The organism is Janibacter melonis, assembly GCF_003721155.3.
Classification (GTDB): domain Bacteria; phylum Actinomycetota; class Actinomycetes; order Actinomycetales; family Dermatophilaceae; genus Marihabitans; species Marihabitans melonis.
Genome location: NZ_CP044548.2, coordinates 2,989,597 through 3,005,251, shown reverse-complemented (window position 1 = coordinate 3,005,251; position 15,655 = coordinate 2,989,597). Strand labels below are relative to the sequence as shown.

The 15,655-nt window shown below is 71.9% G+C and carries 15 protein-coding genes; 7 read left to right on the top strand and 8 right to left on the bottom strand.

From position 1 onward, the window contains the following. Positions 1 to 68: 68 nt before the first annotated feature. Positions 69 to 1,889 carry an ABC transporter ATP-binding protein gene (locus tag EEW87_RS14390; RefSeq protein ID WP_123092398.1) on the bottom strand — a complete coding sequence of 607 codons (1,821 nt, stop codon included), beginning with the start codon at positions 1,887 to 1,889 and terminating at the stop codon, positions 69 to 71. A 71-nt stretch (positions 1,890 to 1,960) separates the two neighbouring features. On the opposite strand from EEW87_RS14390, the gene EEW87_RS14385 reads away from it, so the two are divergent. The 5 genes from EEW87_RS14385 to EEW87_RS14365 all read left to right on the top strand — a co-directional run bounded on the left by EEW87_RS14385 (position 1,961) and on the right by EEW87_RS14365 (position 6,191). After that, positions 1,961 to 2,383: a MarR family winged helix-turn-helix transcriptional regulator gene (locus tag EEW87_RS14385; protein ID WP_123092399.1), complete on the top strand. Its 423-nt coding sequence runs from the start codon at positions 1,961 to 1,963 to the stop codon at positions 2,381 to 2,383. 107 nt (positions 2,384 to 2,490) lie between these two features. Continuing rightward, a complete protein-coding gene (locus tag EEW87_RS14380; RefSeq protein WP_148041591.1) occupies positions 2,491 to 3,138 on the top strand; it encodes a hypothetical protein in 648 nt (215 codons plus the stop codon). Between the two features lie 308 nt (positions 3,139 to 3,446). Continuing rightward, positions 3,447 to 4,091 carry a hypothetical protein gene (locus EEW87_RS14375; RefSeq protein ID WP_123092401.1) on the top strand — a complete coding sequence of 215 codons (645 nt, stop codon included), beginning with the start codon at positions 3,447 to 3,449 and terminating at the stop codon, positions 4,089 to 4,091. Positions 4,092 to 4,171: 80 nt separating this feature from the next. Further along, positions 4,172 to 5,626 carry an immunity protein Imm33 domain-containing protein gene (locus EEW87_RS14370; RefSeq protein WP_123092402.1) on the top strand — a complete coding sequence of 485 codons (1,455 nt, stop codon included), beginning with the start codon at positions 4,172 to 4,174 and terminating at the stop codon, positions 5,624 to 5,626. 52 nt (positions 5,627 to 5,678) lie between these two features. Further along, on the top strand, positions 5,679 to 6,191 hold the full coding sequence (locus EEW87_RS14365; RefSeq protein WP_123092403.1) for a hypothetical protein: 513 nt from the start codon (positions 5,679 to 5,681) through the stop codon (positions 6,189 to 6,191). Between the two features lie 105 nt (positions 6,192 to 6,296). Here the strand turns inward: EEW87_RS14365 and EEW87_RS14360 are convergent, their stop codons facing one another. The 4 genes from EEW87_RS14360 to EEW87_RS14345 all read right to left on the bottom strand — a co-directional run bounded on the left by EEW87_RS14360 (position 6,297) and on the right by EEW87_RS14345 (position 10,523). Beyond that, positions 6,297 to 7,100, bottom strand: a complete 804-nt coding sequence (locus tag EEW87_RS14360; protein WP_123092404.1) for a carbohydrate ABC transporter permease — start codon at positions 7,098 to 7,100, stop codon at positions 6,297 to 6,299. Further along, complete coding sequence (locus EEW87_RS14355; protein WP_123092405.1) at positions 7,097 to 7,939, bottom strand: carbohydrate ABC transporter permease; 843 nt, start codon at positions 7,937 to 7,939, stop codon at positions 7,097 to 7,099. Before EEW87_RS14355 ends, EEW87_RS14360 begins: the two co-directional genes overlap by 4 nt. 58 nt (positions 7,940 to 7,997) lie before the next feature. Then, on the bottom strand, positions 7,998 to 9,353 hold the full coding sequence (locus EEW87_RS14350) for an extracellular solute-binding protein (protein ID WP_123092406.1): 1,356 nt from the start codon (positions 9,351 to 9,353) through the stop codon (positions 7,998 to 8,000). A gap of 66 nt (positions 9,354 to 9,419) precedes the next feature. Beyond that, on the bottom strand, positions 9,420 to 10,523 hold the full coding sequence (locus EEW87_RS14345) for a carbohydrate kinase family protein (protein WP_123092407.1): 1,104 nt from the start codon (positions 10,521 to 10,523) through the stop codon (positions 9,420 to 9,422). 103 nt (positions 10,524 to 10,626) lie between these two features. Here EEW87_RS14345 and EEW87_RS14340 point away from each other — a divergent pair, with 103 nt between their 5' ends. Then, a complete protein-coding gene (locus EEW87_RS14340) occupies positions 10,627 to 11,976 on the top strand; it encodes a 6-phospho-beta-glucosidase (protein ID WP_123092408.1) in 1,350 nt (449 codons plus the stop codon). Positions 11,977 to 12,157: 181 nt separating this feature from the next. Here the strand turns inward: EEW87_RS14340 and EEW87_RS14335 are convergent, their stop codons facing one another. Together EEW87_RS14335 and EEW87_RS14330 are read right to left on the bottom strand one after the other, a co-directional pair. Further along, complete coding sequence (locus EEW87_RS14335) at positions 12,158 to 12,418, bottom strand: DUF6458 family protein (RefSeq protein WP_123092409.1); 261 nt, start codon at positions 12,416 to 12,418, stop codon at positions 12,158 to 12,160. A gap of 105 nt (positions 12,419 to 12,523) precedes the next feature. Beyond that, positions 12,524 to 12,745, bottom strand: coding sequence for a hypothetical protein (locus tag EEW87_RS14330; RefSeq protein WP_123092410.1), 222 nt, complete (start codon positions 12,743 to 12,745; stop codon positions 12,524 to 12,526). 135 nt (positions 12,746 to 12,880) lie between these two features. On the opposite strand from EEW87_RS14330, the gene EEW87_RS14325 reads away from it, so the two are divergent. Beyond that, positions 12,881 to 13,612: a hypothetical protein gene (locus EEW87_RS14325; protein WP_148041592.1), complete on the top strand. Its 732-nt coding sequence runs from the start codon at positions 12,881 to 12,883 to the stop codon at positions 13,610 to 13,612. A gap of 7 nt (positions 13,613 to 13,619) precedes the next feature. On the opposite strand, the gene EEW87_RS14320 is transcribed toward EEW87_RS14325, so the two are convergent. Next, the gene (locus EEW87_RS14320; RefSeq protein ID WP_123092412.1) at positions 13,620 to 15,650 is read right to left on the bottom strand and encodes a bifunctional copper resistance protein CopD/cytochrome c oxidase assembly protein; all 2,031 of its coding nucleotides are present in this window, start codon (positions 15,648 to 15,650) and stop codon (positions 13,620 to 13,622) included. Between the last annotated feature and the right edge of the window lie 5 nt (positions 15,651 to 15,655).

Genomic DNA, 15,655 nt, shown 5'->3' with positions numbered 1-15,655 from the left:
CACCCGATCTGGGCAACCTCCAACTCGGCTGCGGCGCAGGGCCGCCCGCCCCCTTCGGCCCCGCCAGGTCAGGCCGCGAGGGCCAGTCCTGCGTAGGCGCCGGCCTGCTGGAGGAGCTCGTCGTGCGTCCCCTGCTCGGCCACCACCCCGCCGTCGAGGACGACGATCTGGTCGGCTCCCTCGACCGTCGAGAGCCTGTGGGCGATGGTGATCGTCGTGCGCCCCTTCGCCAGGGTCTCGATCGCCGCCTGCAGCTCGCGCTCGGTCTCGTTGTCGAGCGCACTGGTCGCCTCGTCGAGCACGAGGACCCTCGGGTCGCGCAGGAGAGTGCGTGCGATGGCGATGCGCTGCTGCTCTCCCCCGGAGAAGCGGTAGCCCCGTGAGCCCACCACGGTGTCCAGCCCGTCGGGGAGGCCCGCGACGAGGTCGGCCACCTGGGCCGCAGCAAGCGACTGCCACAGCCTGGCCTCGTCGGCGTCGGGTCGGGCGAGCAGGAGGTTCTCGCGGATCGACGCGTGGACGAGGTAGGTCTCCTGGCTGACGACCCCGACCACCGACGCGAGGTCCTCGGGGTCGAGGTCCCTGATGTCTACCCCGTCGACGGTCACCCGCCCCTGCGTGGGGTCGTACAGACGCGAGACGAGCGCGGCGAGCGTGGACTTGCCCGACCCGGTGTGCCCGACGAGGGCGAGCGAGGTGCCGGCCGGCACGTCGAGAGACACCTCGTGCAGCGCGTCCCTCTCCGCCCCCGTGTAGCGGAAGCTCACCCCTTCGAGCCGGACCTCACCACGGACCGCCTCGAGGTCGAGGCGGACCGGGTGCTCCGGTGCCGTGATCTCCGGCTCGAGGTCGAGGTACTCGAAGACCCGGCTGAAGAGCGCCATCGAGCTGACCCACTGGGCGCCCACGTTGAGCAGACCCATGAGCGGACGGAAGATCCCGGCCTGCAGCGTGGTGAAGGCGATGAGGGTGCCGATCGTCATCGCCCCGGAGGTGGCCGGGAGGCCGGCGGCGAGGTAGATGGCGGCCGGCACCGCGGCGAAGACGACCTGCATCGTCGCCATCCGCCAGCGTCCGGCGAGCTGGCTGCGCAGCTCGAGGTCGATGAGGTCGTGGCTCACCTGGGCGAAGCGCTGCGAGTCGCGACGGGTCGTCCCCATCGTCTTCGCGAGACGGATGCCGCTGATCGACAGCCCTTCCTCGATGCGCACGTGCAGGTCCGCCAGCGCTGACTGCTGGCGAGCCGTGATCTCCCGGCGCAGCAGCGCGACCTTGCGCGTGAGCCAGATGGCCGGTGGGACGACGACCAGCGAGATGAGCGAGAGCCGCCACGACAGAGCGACCATCGCCACCGCGGTCGCCACGGCTGTCGTGAGGTTGCTGGCGATCGAGGTGGCCGTCGTCGTGACGACGCCCTGCATGCCCCCGACGTCGTTGATGAGGCGCGACTGGACCTCGCCGGCCCGAGAGCGCGTGAAGAAGCCGAGCGACTGACGCTGGAGGTGGCTGAAGAGCTGGGTGCGCAGCCCGTGCATGACGCGTTGGCCCACCTGGGCCGACATCCATGTCTGGACGACACCGAGCAGAGAGGTGACGACGGCGACGGCGACCATGCCGCCGACGACCCAGAGCAGGAGCGAGACGTCCTGCTGCGGGATGGCGACGTCGACGACCTCGCGCACGAGGAAGGGCGAGGCCATGGAGACGACGGAGGTCGCGACGATGATCGCGACGACGACGCCGAGCGTGCGTCGGTGGGGGCCGAAGAGCGCGGCGATCCGGGCGAAGGGGACGGGGCGCGCCTCGAGCTGAGCGCGATCCTCCTTCGAGATGCGGCGCGGACCGCCGGGGCCGCGGCCGCCGACGTGGGGGGTGGGTGCGTCTGTCATGGGCGCCCTCCTTCGATTGCTGAGGTTGACTCAGTATGAGGTAACCACAAGGGTGTCGGTATCATTCCCACATGGCGACGACACCCCCCGCGGCGGACGGGCTCGGCGAGCTCATGCTCGCCGTCACCCGGCGGCTGCGCAGGGGCACGGCTTATGCGCTCACCCCGCTGGGCATCACGCCTCACCACGCACGGGCGCTGCGGGTCGTCGAGCGGGACGGCCCCATGCGGCTCGGTCAGCTCGCCGAGGCCCTGCACGTCGCGCCGCGCACGGTGACCGACGTCGTCGACCACCTCACGGAGTCCGGCTGGGTCGAGCGCTCCCCCGACCCTGCGGACCGCCGCGCCACCGTCATCGACGTCACCGCCGCGGGTCGGACGATGGCCGCCGAGGTCGAGCAGGTGAGGCGTGCGGCCAGCCGGGAGATCTTCGCCGGCCTGTCGAAGGGGGACCGCGCTCACCTCGAGCGGATCCTGCGCGACCTCGTCGGCTGAGCCGCCTGTGGATCGTCCGGTGGCGCCAGGCCGCTGCTTCGCTAACTTGGACGGCAGCGATGAGGCGTCCGGGCGGGTCGGTCGCCGCGAGGGAGGGGCTCGGACGCATGGGCACACGCACCCTGGGACTGCTGGCGGTGGGGGCCGTCACGCTCGCCGGCTGCACCGGGGGCGGAGAGGACCCCGAGACGTCATCGACGAGCATCGCCACCCCGACGAGCGCCTCGTCCTCGACCTCTTCGAGCAGCGCAACCTCGAGCAGCGGCGGGTCGACGACGAACTCGGGAGAAGCCACGCCCAGCAGCTCGACCGACGACGCTGCCCGATGGACGTCGCCACCTGAGGCGGCCAGGGCGAACACCCGCCAGGGAGCCCAGGAGTTCGCCAAGTGGTACACCCAGGTGACCGGCGCGGCCCAGCACCTCATGGACGGTGATCTCATCCGAGAGCAGTCGACGTCGGGATGTGTGAAGTGCGAGGACATCGCCACGTTCGCCGACAGTGGCAGGGGCGTCCAGCATCCCTCCATCAACCCCTATGAGGACGTCACCAACGCCAGGGTCCTCAAGTGGGGGACAAAACCGACATTCCAGGTCGACATCTCCATCCCACGTCACCACCTCTTGAACGATCAGGGCGAGAAGGAGGCGACGGTCCGTGCCGAGAAGGCCGGCATCGCTATGCGCTTAGTCCGGTCGTCCGATGTATGGCGCGTCTCTGAGGTGACCCTGGCGTACCGCGAGAATGAGTCATGATGCGCGTGCTCACGCCCATCGTGGCCCTCGTGCTGATGATGTTTGGCGTCGGCTCTGCGAACAGCGACAGGCAAGATGAGTGCAAGCGCCCCCAGACACAAGGCGTAGCGAACGACGGCGGCATCGGCGTGCTTGGGGAGTCGGGGGGCTGCGCCCCGCGCGTACCGAGCCCAGCCCAAGGCGCAGACCCCGACGCGGCGGGTAGTGCGTCACCCAGGAGTGGCGGACCCGACACCCAGCAGGTCGGGCGTGGTCCGCGGGCCGGTGACGACGGCTCCCAGCTCGTCAGCGAGTCGTGCGCGGGGCGGATGGCCGAGCTGCAGTGCCAGGCCGCGGCGGGGACGTGCGCCGCGACCTCGCCGGACAGCGAGGGACCGGTCGCGATCATCCGGCAGCCGGGCGGTCAGCTCGAGGGGTACGACTGCGGCGCGACTCCGGGCCAGCCCGGCCCAGCCGTCGTCGCGGCTCCACCCGTGCCCACCTTTGGGCAGATCCAGCAGGCCTTCCGCGAGCTCCCCTTCTGCAAGCCCAGCCCGAGCATGCAGCCCGTCGGCGGCAAGACGGTGGTCAACCTCGCCACCTACTACGAGGCCGGCTGGCCCGATGGCGCCTGCCTCTCCCCCGGCGAGACGAGCGCGAAGGTCCAGCTCCTGTCGTGGAGCGTCGAGTTCACGGTCGCGGCTCGCGACTACCGCTTCAGCTACGGCGACGGCGCATCGAGCGAGTGGACGACGTCGACCGGTGGTGGCTACCCCGACGGCGACATCACCCACGCCTACCGCGACACCGGGTCGGTCGACGTCAGGGTCGACGCCCGGCTCACCGGCAGCTACCGGGTCGACGGCGGCGCCTGGCAGGACATCGAGACCGTCGCCGACCTCCAGGACGAGCCGGCCGCGACCTACGAGGTCGTCGAGGCGAAGAACAGGCTGCAGGCCGACCCGACGGGGTGAGCGGATCCCCCTTCGGCGCCGGTGGATTCCACGGAATCCGTGGGTGTCGCCGGTGTCGGACCCGTCACTAGCGTCGCCGCATGACTGCGCTCGAGCTGCCGCCCCACCCCGTCGACGCTCCCGCTCTGCAGGCACCGGTCGACCTCGGGGGCTTCGCCCTCGACCTCTGCTGCGCGCCGAGCGTCGCGTCGTACGCGGCCCCGGTCGTCGAGCGCTTCATGCGCTACCACGAGGACGGCCAGCACCACGACGGCCTGCGCACGATGGTGGGCTTCAGCATGTGGCAGCTGCGGCAGTCCTCCCCCGGCCGGATGACGATCCAGGCCCCGAGCTATCTCAGCCCTGACCCCGACCTCACCGAGGACACGACCGACGACCTCACCACCGCGCTGTGGGTCGAGGCCATGCACGACGACGTCCTGCGCCAGCTCGACGTCGACGGCGACGTCGTCGACCTCTCCTCAGGCGTCATGTGCACCCGTGCCGCGCTCAAGGTCGTCGAGTCCGGCGGCGACGACGAGCTCGTCCTCACCCGTCGCGCGCCGACCTCGAAGAGCAGCTCGGGCTGGCACCTGAGCACCGCCACGAAGGCCGGCCTCATCGGCCGGCGCGAGAGCGACGTCCTCGCCGGGCTCCTCGTCCGTGGAGCCCCCGCGGTCGTCGCCCTCCTCCCCCTGCCCGTCGGCACCACCGCCCGCCTCACGACCACCCGCGTCCTCGAGGTCACCGCCGGAGAGGCTCCGCGTCGCGCGACGACGGGGGGCACCCCCTTCGCCGCCGGCGAGCGGGTGACCGTCGAGGAGCACGTCGACGGGCTCACGGTGCGGGCCACCATCGCCCCCGCTCTCGTCGAGGTCGCCCGCACCCTGCTGAGGACCGCAGCCGCGGGCGGCCGCGAGCGCCTCGTCCCCGGCGCCGCTCTGCAGACCGACTACGTCACCTACCGGCTCGAGCAGGCCGAGCCGGACGTGCTCGACGTGACGTCACCGGACTTCTCGCACCCGCTGGCCTACCGCTCCGGCACGACCGTCGACCTCACCGAGGCCGTCTTCGCCCACGTGCAGCAGCAGACCCTCGTCGGCCGGGCGGGCGTCGCGGCAGAGCCCACCCACGTCGACGACACCATCGGCATCCAGCGTGCGGTCGTCGACGCCCTCGCCGACGGGCAGCGCATCGGGGTCGTCCTCGACCGCATGGCCCTCGGCGACGCCGACCGGCTCGACGACGGCACCCGGCGCTCGGGGTGGTTCGTGTGGGCCAACGCCAGCACGGAGCTCACCGAGGACCAGCGAGCGGTGCTGAACGTCGACGCCGGAGAGGTGCACTCCTACGCCCGATGGCTCGCGCCCTACCTCGCGCTGCCCGTCGGGACGATGGTCCAGCTCTTCGACGACCAGCTCGTCCGGGCCCACCTCGTCGACCCCGACCGGCTCGACGCCGCTGTCGAGTCCGGCCCGGCGCGCACGATGGGAGAGCTGCTCGCCGACCCGCATATCGCCCGTCCAATCCTCGCCGGGGACGACGTCACCGGCTGAGCGCACCCTCGGGGGTGGTGACGGGCGCAGGTGCGCCCGGCAGAGTGGGGCGATGAGCACCGACGACACGTCCGAGGCCCGTCCCGACCCCGACGAGCTGCTGAAGGTCTACCTGCGCCGGCACCTCGCCGCGTCGGCCGGCGGTGTCGACCTCTTCCGCCGCGTCGCCGGCAGCATCCCCGCCTTCGCCCGAGACGAGGTCGTCCGCCTCGCCGACGACGTCGCCGCCGACCGCCGCGGCCTGCTCGACATCGCCAAGAGTGTCGGCGTCACCCAGCCGCAGGTGCAGGAGGCGATCACCCGCATCGGTCAGCAGCTCGGCCGGCTCCACCCCGCCGGCACCCTGCTCAGACGCTCGCCGCTCACCGACGTCATCGAGCTCGAGGCGATGAAGGCCGCGACGAACGCCCGCATCCTCGGCTTCCGCACGCTGCAGGAGCTCTCCGACCCCCGCCTCGACCAGCGGCACGTCACGACGCTGCTCGAGCGGGCGCTCGACCAGGAGGACCGCATCGAGGTGCTCCGGGTCGAGGCCGTGCACCGGGCGCTGCGACCGCAGGACTGAGCGAAGGGGGATCTCGACCGAAGGGGGAACCGTCCCCCTTCGGTCCGGGGAGACCTCACGAGCCCGGCGGCCTGGCCGCCGGGCTCTGCTGCGTCCCTGAACCCCTCAGTCCTTGACCGCGCCCTCGAGCATCCCGGCGATGAAGTGCCGCTGCAGGAAGAGGTACACGACGACCACCGGCACGGCGATGATCGTCGCGCCCGCCGCGAGCAGCGCGAAGCCCTGCGTGTACTGCCCGGAGAAGAAGCCCAGGCCCAGCGGCGCGGTGCGGATGGCCTCGTTCGTCGGGGCCATGACGAGCGGGATGAGGAACTCGTTCCACGTCCACATGAAGGTGAGCACGACGAGGGTGATGATCGCGGGCCGGGCGAGCGGCACGAGCACCTGCCACAGGATCCGCATGTGCCCCGCCCCGTCGAGACGGGCCGCCTCGATGAGCGAGCGGTTGGTGGAGCGGAAGAACGAGCGCATCCAGAAGGTGCCGAAGGCCACCGACTGCGCGACCTGGGGCAGGGTCACGGCCCAGAAGGTGTCGGTGAGACCGATCGTGCGCAGGTCGTAGAAGAGCGGCACGACGATCGCCTCCGCCGGCATCATGATGCCGACGAGCATGACGTAGAAGATCACCGTAGAGCCGCGGAAGCGCATCGTGCCCAGGGCGTACCCGGCGAGGATCGACAGGACCGTGCTCACGGAGACGACGAAGACCGAGACGAGCACCGAGTTGCGCAGGTAGGTGCCGAAGCGCCCCACCCGCCACGCCTCTGCGAAGTTGGCCAGACCACCCGGCGCCCCGGAGTCGGTCTGCAGCGCCGCCCCGACGATGCCGGCGAGCGGCGCGATCGCGAAGAGCGCGAAGACGACGAGGACGACGTAGCTGCCGACGGTCTCGCGGGCCCGCACCCTCATGCGCGGTCACCGAGCCGGGTGATGACGAAGCTGATGGCGAAGATGATGAGGGTGAGCACGACGCCGACCGCGCTCGCCAGCCCGACCGCCCCCTGCTCGAAGCCCTGCCGGTAGACCTCGTAGCTCGGCACCGTCGTCGAGTGGCCGGGTCCCCCCTTCGTCGTCATGAAGATGAGGTCGAAGGTCTTCAGCGACGCGATGACGGTGAGGGTGAGGGCGACGGCGATCTCGCCGCGGATCGAGGGCAGCGACACCGCCAGGAACTCGCGGATCGGGCCGGCGCCGTCGAGGCGCGCGGCCTCGTAGAGGTCCTTGGGCACCTGGCTCAGCCCCGCGAGGAGGAGCACGGTGACCAGACCGGTCTCGAACCACGTGCCGATGACGCCGACCGAGGGCAGGGCGAAGGTGTAGTCGCCGAGCCAGCCGCGGGTCAGCGAGTCCAGGCCGATCGCCGAGAGCAACGAGTTCAGCGAGCCCTCGGAGGCGTAGACCCGGCGCCACGCGACCGCGATGACGACCATCGCGACGACCTGCGGCAGGAAGACCACGGTGCGGAAGAAGCCCAGCCCCCGCACCCGCGAGCGGTGCATGATGCCCGCGAGCACGAGGCCGATGAGCAGCGGCAGCACGGCGTAGAAGACCATGAGCACGAGCGCGTGGAGCAGCGCCGCGCGCAGCCGCTCGTCGGTGAGGACCTCGGTGTAGTTCGACAGGCCCGCCCACGACCCGACGGACAGCCCGTCCCAGTCGTAGAGCGAGATCCAGCAGGCCCGCAGCAGCGGGTAGAGGGCGAAGGCCCCGTAGACGAGCAGGGCGGGCAGGAGGTACAGCCAGGCCACCCTCCGGGGCTCACCGGGAGGGCCGTGCTGCCGAACCTTCTGCGCCGCCACCTGCCGCCTACTCCTTGGTGAACTCGGCGTAGTCGGCCTCGATGGTCTCCATCGCGGCCTTGGGGTCCTTCTTGCCGGCGAGCATGTCTTGCAGCCCGGCGCCCATGGTGTCGCCCATCGTCGGGGTGGCCCAGTCGAGGTAGGGGGTGAGCCCGTCCTTCTCGCTGACCTCGCCGAAGGCGGCGAAGATCTCGTCGCCGAGGGGGTCGGCCGCCTTGCGCTCGGCGGTCCCGACGACCGGCATGTTGCCGTTCTCGGCGAGGACGTCCATCGCGTCGTCGTTGGTGATGAAGTCGATGTACGCGGCAGCGGCGTCGGGGTTCTCGGCCTTCGAGGTGACGGCGAAGGGGAGCCCCGAGCCACCGGTCGTCACGGGGGTGTCGCCCTCCTTCTCCACCGGCGGGAGCATGAAGCCGACGTCGTCCTTCATCGCGGCGTAGAGGTCGGACTGCAGCCAGGAGCCGGCGATGAGGAAGAGGCCGTCGCCCTTGCTGAAGGACTGCCAGGCGGCGTCGTACCCCTCGCCGTTGAAGCCCTCGTTGAAGTAGCCCTTGTCGACCCAGTCGACGAGCGTGGCGCCGGTCTGCTCGTTGCCCTCGTCGGTCCAGCTCGCGCCGGGCCGGCCGTAGCCGAGCGTGCGGATGGTCTCGGCGTCGGTGTAGCGACCCTGGAGCGCGCCGAAGACGTGCACCGCCGGCCACTTCTCGATGTTGCCGAGCACGAGCGGGGTCTCGCCGGCCTCCTTGGCCGTCGCGAGCGCCTCCTCGAACTGCGCCCAGGTCTTCGGCTGCTCGATGCCGAGGTCCTCCATCATCTTCTTGTCGTAGAAGATGCCGACGACCTCGCCGACCTGCGGCAGGCCGAAGATGCTGCCCTCGCCGAAGGTCTTCGCGTCCGGGGAGTAGGAGACGACGGACTGCACCGACTCCGGGTAGCGGTCGCGCCAGCCGTACGCCTCGGCGTAGGGGTCGAGGTTGATGATCTGCTTGGCCTTGACGAACTGGCCCATCTGCGAGCGCGTGTTGTTGGCCTGGACGACGTCGGGGGCGTCGTCACCGGTGAGGGCCAGGCGCAGCGTCTTCGTCAGGTCGTCGAAGGAGCGCGAGACCCGCTTGATGGTGATGTTCGGGTACTTCTTCTCGAAGGAGGCGTTGAGCGCCTTCATCTGCTTGTCCTGACCGCCGCGGACCTCCTGGTCCCAGACGGTGAGGGTGATGTCGCCCATCGCGGCGGGGTCGGTCTCGACCTCCGAGGCGGCCTTGCTCGTCGCCGACTCCTCGCCGCCGGAGCCGCCGGGGGCGCACGCGGCGGCGGTCAGGCTCGCGCCGACCAGGACGGCGACCGTGGTGTACCTGCGGGTCATGGTGTCTCCTCGATGGGTGCGGTGCTGCTGAGCTGGAGCCTGCCTCGTGCGGGCCGGCGGAGTGCCTCAGACATCGGACTGTCGCGCGATCGTTGCCTGCGCGCGACGCACGGCGTGCTGCGGGACGTCGGGGACGATCTCGTCGAGGAAGGCGAAGCGACGGCGCACCGAGGCGCACCGTGCGGTGCCGGAGGGGTCAGCCTTCACCCGGCGCCACCAGTCCACGATGTCGCCCCAGCCGGGAGCGGCGAGCGAGCCGCCGACGTGCTGGACGGCCAGCCCGGAGCACAGCGTGGCGAAGGCGAGCCGGTCGCGCAGCGGCCAGCCGGCGAGGGTGCCGAGAGCGATCGCGGCGTGGAAGACGTCGCCCGCGCCGGTCGCGTCGACGGCCTCGACGTGCAGCGCCGGGACGTGCTCCTCCTCGCCCGTCGAGGAGTCGATGGCCAGCGCACCCTCGGCGCCGTTCGTGACGACGACGAGCGGCACGCGGTCGGCGAGCGCGTACATCGCCTCGTGCGGGGTCCGCGAGCGCGTGTACGCCATCGCCTCGACGGCGTTGGGGGTGAAGGCGTGGATGCCGTCGAGCCGGTCGAGCAGCTCGGTCGACCACTCCCCCGTCGCGTCCCACCCGGCGTCGGCGAAGAGGAGCGCCCCCTGCTGACGGGCCTTCGTCGTCCAGGTGAGGTCGTCGGCGTGCAGGTCGAGCAGCGCGATCCGGGTGCGTGGCGGGTCGCCGATGAGCGCGCTCGCGGGCTCCGGGCTCGGGTGGCCGTGGCTGATCATCGAGCGGTCGCCGTCGACGGCGAGCGAGACGGTCACCGGGGTGTGCCAGTCGGGGTAGCGGCGCGAGCGGGTGAGGGCCACGCCCTCCTGCTCCTCGAGGGTGCGCCAGCAGAAGTCGCCGTACGCGTCGTCGCCGAAGGCCGCCGCCAGCGTCGTGCGCAGGCCGAGCCGTGACGTCGCGACGGCGAGGTTGGCGATGCCGCCGGGAGAGGAGCCCATCCCCGACGCCCACACCTCGGTGCCCGGCGTCACGCCCCCGTCGATGCCGGTGAGGACGAGGTCGAGGAAGACGGTCCCGTAGAGCAGGACGTCGGCCTCGGGCTCGACCGCCGGGGTGTCGGCGGACTCGCGCAGGTGCGAGAGCGGGTCGAAGGGAGGTGCGGTCACCCGTGCATTGTGCACCGGCGCCCCCGGGCCGGGCCCCGCCCGACGCGCGAGGGGGCGCGACTAGCCTGCTCGTCGTGACGTCCGTGCGAAGAAGGTGCCAGGCATGCAGCTGACGATCCTCGGGGGTGGTGGCTTCCGCGTCCCTCTCGTCTACGGGGCGCTCCTCACCGACGACCACCCCGACCGGGTGCGCGAGGTCGTCCTCCACGACACCGACGCGACCCGGCTTGCGAGCATCGAGCGCGTGCTGCAGCAGATGGGCGCCGACCACGACGACCCGCCGCGCGTGCGGGCGAGCACCGACCTCGACGAGGCGATCGCGGGCGCCAACTTCGTCTTCTCCGCGATCCGGGTCGGGGGCACGCAGGGGCGCACCGTCGACGAGCGGGTGCCGCTGTCGTGCGGGGTGCTCGGCCAGGAGACGACCGGACCGGGCGGTCTCGCCTACGCGCTGCGCACCGTCCCCGTCGCCGTGCACATCGCCGAGCGCATCCACGAGCTCGCGCCCGACGCGTGGACGATCAACTTCACCAACCCCGCGGGCATCGTCACCGAGGCGATGTCGGCGGTGCTCGGCGACCGGGTCGTCGGCATCTGCGACTCGCCCATCGCCCTCGCCCGTCGCGCCGCCCGCGCGTGCGGCGTCGACCCGACGACGACGGCGCTCGACGTCGACTACGTCGGGCTCAACCACCTCGGCTGGCTGCAGGGCCTGCGCACCGGCGGCACCGACCTGCTGCCCGACCTCGTCGCCGACCCGCAGCGGCTCGCGACCATCGAGGAGGGCCGGCTCTTCGGGCCGGAGTGGCTCGGCGCGCTCGGCACGATCCCCAACGAGTACCTCTACTACTACTACTTCACCCGGGACGCGGTCGCCTCGATCCTCGAGGCCGAGCAGACGCGCGGCGAGTTCCTCCTGCAGCAGCAGGACGCCTTCTACGCCGAGCTCGCGGCGCGACCCGACGACGCGCTCGCGACCTGGCGGCGGGTGCGCGAGGAGCGCGACGCGACGTACATGCGCGAGGCCCGCGAGGAGGACGAGGCCCGCGACGCCGCCGACATCGAGGGCGGCGGGTACGAAGGGGTGGCCCTGGCGATCATGGCGGCGATCAGCCGCGGTGAGGCCGCCGACCTCATCCTCGGGGTGCGCAATGACGGCACCGTGCCCGGCCTGCCCCTTGGCGCGGTCGTCGAGATCCCCTGCCGCGTCGACGCGGACGGGCCGCACCCCCTTCGCGTCACCGCACCCACCGGCCACCGCCTCGGGCTCATGGCCCAGGTCAAGGAGGTCGAGCAGCTGACGATCCGGGCCTCGCTCGAGCGCTCCCCCGCCCTCGCCCTCGAGGCGCTCGCCCTGCACCCCCTCGTGCCGTCGGTCACGACCGCCCGCGAGATGCTCGACGGCTTCCGCCGCCGCAGCCCGCAGATCGGCGCCCTGCTCGGCACGCCCTGACCCATCGCCGACAAAACCCTGCTGGCTGCCCTTTGACGAGCCAGCCGGGTCTCGAGAGGGTCCTGGCTCGTCAAGACCCTGCTGGCAGGGTTTTGTCAGCCCAGCCCAGCCCATCCCAGCCCGGGCATGGCGAAGGGGGCGTGGCCGGTGCCCGGCCACGCCCCCTTCGCCGTCCCGTCGCTCAGCGGCGGTCGGGGTCCACCTGGACCTCGTCGTAGGCCTCGCCGGTGCGCGGGTCGGTGTGGCTGACCCGGCGCGAGGTGTAGCCCCGCGGGCCGCGGGGACGACCCAGGACGAGGCTGAGCAGGATGGCGAGGACGCCACCGGCCATGAAGATGTAGCCGATCATCTCGAGGTTGACTCCCTCGATGGCGTCCGGTCCGATGGCGAAGGAGAGGATCGCCCCGATGACGAGCAGCGCGATGCCGAGTCCGATGTACATGGCGTACCTCCTGTGCTGACGCGGCAGGGTCCGCGTCTCGGAGTCAGACAGTAGGGCTGCGCGAGGTCCAGCGGGGGCTACGGGGCACCCCTTCGTCATGGCTGGTCAGCGCCGTGTGCGGTCGCGCTCGCGGTCGACGCGCTCGGCCCGGTCCCAGCGTCCACGGGGGTCGCGGACGTCGCCCTCGGGACGGCGGTGCACCCGCACCTGGCCCCGACGGGGCGGGCGCTCGACGAGGACGAAGGCGACGAGGATGACCACGGCGAGGGCGAGGATGACGAGCCCCCACACGACGAGCTCGGTGGTGCTCAACGACTCCTGGAGCATGGCTCCCCCTTCGGCTCAGGTCTTCGGCGACGACTCTACCGACGGGCCGACGCACCGCGGCGGACGTTGAGGCGCCGATCGGTCTACGTCACACTGGACCCACCCGTCACACCCCCTGAGCAGATGGACGCGATCATGCGACGCACCGCCGCACTCCCCCTGACCGCCCTCGTCACCTCGGCCCTCGCCCTGCCGCTCGCCGCGCCCGCGGGCGCCGCACCCGGCGGGCCGAGCGCGCCCGCCGCCGCGAAGAAGTACTCCGAGGTCATCCTGCGGGCCGAACCCCTGTGGTCCGGCACCGGCGAGCAGATCGAGCTGAGCGGAGAGGCGTACGACCGCGACACCTACCGCGCGCTGCCCAACCGCGTCATCCGGCTCGAGTCCAAGCCGGCCGGCACCACGACGTGGACCCGACTCGCCACCGTCGAGACCGGCTCGTCGGGCAGCTTCCGCCTCGTGCGCACCGCCGACCGCTCGCGGACCTACCGGGCCGTGTACGCCGGCAACTCCTGGTACTACCCCGACCAGAGCAACTGGGTCGGCCAGACCGCGAAGGCCGGCACGAAGGTCCGGGTCAGCGCGACGCTCAAGGCCGACGGCACCGGGGCCCGGGTCAACGGACGCGCGACGAAGCTGTGGAGCAGCACGACCCGCCCGCTGTGGGGGGCCAACATCACCATCGAGTCGGCGAAGGCCTACTCGAACTCCTTCTCCCCCGCCGGCACCGCGAAGACCAACCGCCACGGGTACTACACGTGGAAGACCTCGGTCTCGCCGAAGCAGTGCTACCGCTATCGCGCGATCTACAAGGGCAACAGCACGTGGGCGCCCAAGAGCACGCTCGCGAGCTGGAGCAGCTGCACCTGATCGGCGCCTAGCGCTCCGTCGTCGAGCGGACCTGCTCGCGGTCCGTGCCCGACGCGGCGCCGCCCTGCCCGAGCGAGGCGAGGTGGGCGTTGTAGGCCTCGAGCTCGCGGTCGCCGTCGCGCTCCGCCGAGCGGTCGCGGCGACGGGACTCCCGCTCGTCCGAGCGCATCCACTGCACGGCGACCGCCACGGCGAGGACGAGGGTCGGGGCCTCGCCGACGCCCCATGCGATCTCGCCGCCGGTGCGCTGGTCGGCGACCGGGTCGGGCACCCACGGCAGGTCGAGCACCCCGAAGAAGTCCGGCGCGAGCAGCGTCGTGCTCTGGGTGAGGATGACGCCGAAGAACGCGTGGAAGCTGATCGTCGTGAAGAGGATGACGAGCAGCGCGAGGGGCGACCAGCGCGTCGGGCCCGGGTCGACGCCGATGAGGACCCAGACGAAGAGGTACCCGCTGAGCAGGAAGTGCACCATCATGAGCACGTGCCCGGTGTGGGTGCTCATCGACAGCCCGAAGAGCGGGCTGTAGTAGAAGATCGCCAGGCTGAAGAAGAAGATCGCGGCGGCGACCGCGGGGTTGGCGACGACGCGCAGGTAGGGCGCGTGCACGGACGCGAGGACGAGCTCGCGCGGGCCGAGCGTGCGGTCCCGCCGGGCGGGCAGCGCCCGCAGGGCGAGGGTGATCGGGGCAGCCGGCACGAGGAGCAGCGGCACGACCATCGCCACCGTCATGTGCTCGATCATGTGCCAGCTGAAGGAGACGCGCCCGTAGACGCCGGGCGCCCCGCTCGTCGCGTAGACGAAGACCGCCCAGCCGAGGACCCACGAGACCGTGCGCAGCAGCGACCAGCTGTCGCCGCGGCGGCGCAGCCGCAGCACCCACCGCATGTAGACGACGCAGGCGACGAGCGCGACGGTGAGCCACAGCCACTCGGTCTGCCACGCGGTGAACCAGCTCGACGACGTCGGCGCCCCGGGGTCGGGGTAGCCCGACAGCGCGTAGACGACGGTGTCGGGCGGGCTGACGATGACGTTGGTCGGCGACGGGGTGCGGCTGATCGCCGCACCGATGCCGAAGGCGGAGCCCATGACGACGAGCTCGGCGAGCACGAAGCGCACGAAGGACGGGGTGCCGCCCTCGTCGAGCTGCTGGACGAAGCGCCGGCGGTGCCACCAGCCGAACCCGCCGAGGACGACGCCGAGCGCGAGCTTGACCCCGAGGAGCGCGCCGTAGCGGCTGAGGAGGTTCTCCAGCGCCCCGATGTTGGTCCACGCGAGGAGCAGGCCCGAGGCCATGACCCCCGCGAAGCCCCACCCGGCGACGACGGAGTAGCGCCGGATCGTCGGCCCGAGGTGGGCGCCGAGCCCGCGCTGGAAGCAGGCGAGGGCGACGAGCCCGCCGACCCACACGGTGGCCGAGACGAGGTGGATCGCCAGGGCGTTGACCCCGCTCATGTGGTCGAGCGCCGCCGAGGAGTGGCCGGTGAGCGCGAGCGGCAGCAGGGCGAGCAGCGACCCGGCCCAGCCCCACCCGAGGACCGCCTTGCTCTCCGACCCGGCGCACGCCATGACGACGACGAGCACGACGACGGCGCTGATGAGGTTCATCCGCAGCGTGGGCAGGTCCCACAGGACCGCCGCGAGCTGGGTGGCGAAGCCGGGCTGGCCCACCGGCACCCCGGCGAGATCGGCGAAGGTGAGGACGATGAGCAGCAGGAGGCTGACGAGCCACAGCGTGCCGGAGGTCGCGGCGACCCGGCCGGCGGTCCACCGGCGCCGGGTGCGCGTCGTCTCGGGCAGCACGAAGGCCCCGAGGAGCAGGAAGCCGACGGTGACGGCGGCCGCGAGGTCGTGGACCCCCTGCAGGACCGGCAGCCCCCAGCGCACGAGTGCCCCGGGGTCACCGGCGGCGTAGGGCACGGCGGCGCGGCCGACGAGGACGCCGATGACGGTCGTCACGACGACGGCGAGCGCGAGGACGAGGGCGGGACCGAGGGTCAGCGTCGTCCGGGCGAGGGAGCGACCCGGGGCGGTGGACATGGGCT

Coding starts and splice junctions, on each gene's coding strand:
- EEW87_RS14390 (WP_123092398.1), bottom strand. CDS start 1,889: ATGACAGACGCACCCACCCCCCACGTCGGCGGCCGCGGCCCCGGCGGT.
- EEW87_RS14385 (WP_123092399.1), top strand. CDS start 1,961: ATGGCGACGACACCCCCCGCGGCGGACGGGCTCGGCGAGCTCATGCTC.
- EEW87_RS14380 (WP_148041591.1), top strand. CDS start 2,491: ATGGGCACACGCACCCTGGGACTGCTGGCGGTGGGGGCCGTCACGCTC.
- EEW87_RS14375 (WP_123092401.1), top strand. CDS start 3,447: ATGGCCGAGCTGCAGTGCCAGGCCGCGGCGGGGACGTGCGCCGCGACC.
- EEW87_RS14370 (WP_123092402.1), top strand. CDS start 4,172: ATGACTGCGCTCGAGCTGCCGCCCCACCCCGTCGACGCTCCCGCTCTG.
- EEW87_RS14365 (WP_123092403.1), top strand. CDS start 5,679: ATGAGCACCGACGACACGTCCGAGGCCCGTCCCGACCCCGACGAGCTG.
- EEW87_RS14360 (WP_123092404.1), bottom strand. CDS start 7,100: ATGAGGGTGCGGGCCCGCGAGACCGTCGGCAGCTACGTCGTCCTCGTC.
- EEW87_RS14350 (WP_123092406.1), bottom strand. CDS start 9,353: ATGACCCGCAGGTACACCACGGTCGCCGTCCTGGTCGGCGCGAGCCTG.
- EEW87_RS14340 (WP_123092408.1), top strand. CDS start 10,627: ATGCAGCTGACGATCCTCGGGGGTGGTGGCTTCCGCGTCCCTCTCGTC.
- EEW87_RS14335 (WP_123092409.1), bottom strand. CDS start 12,418: ATGTACATCGGACTCGGCATCGCGCTGCTCGTCATCGGGGCGATCCTC.
- EEW87_RS14330 (WP_123092410.1), bottom strand. CDS start 12,745: ATGCTCCAGGAGTCGTTGAGCACCACCGAGCTCGTCGTGTGGGGGCTC.
- EEW87_RS14325 (WP_148041592.1), top strand. CDS start 12,881: ATGCGACGCACCGCCGCACTCCCCCTGACCGCCCTCGTCACCTCGGCC.
- EEW87_RS14320 (WP_123092412.1), bottom strand. CDS start 15,650: ATGTCCACCGCCCCGGGTCGCTCCCTCGCCCGGACGACGCTGACCCTC.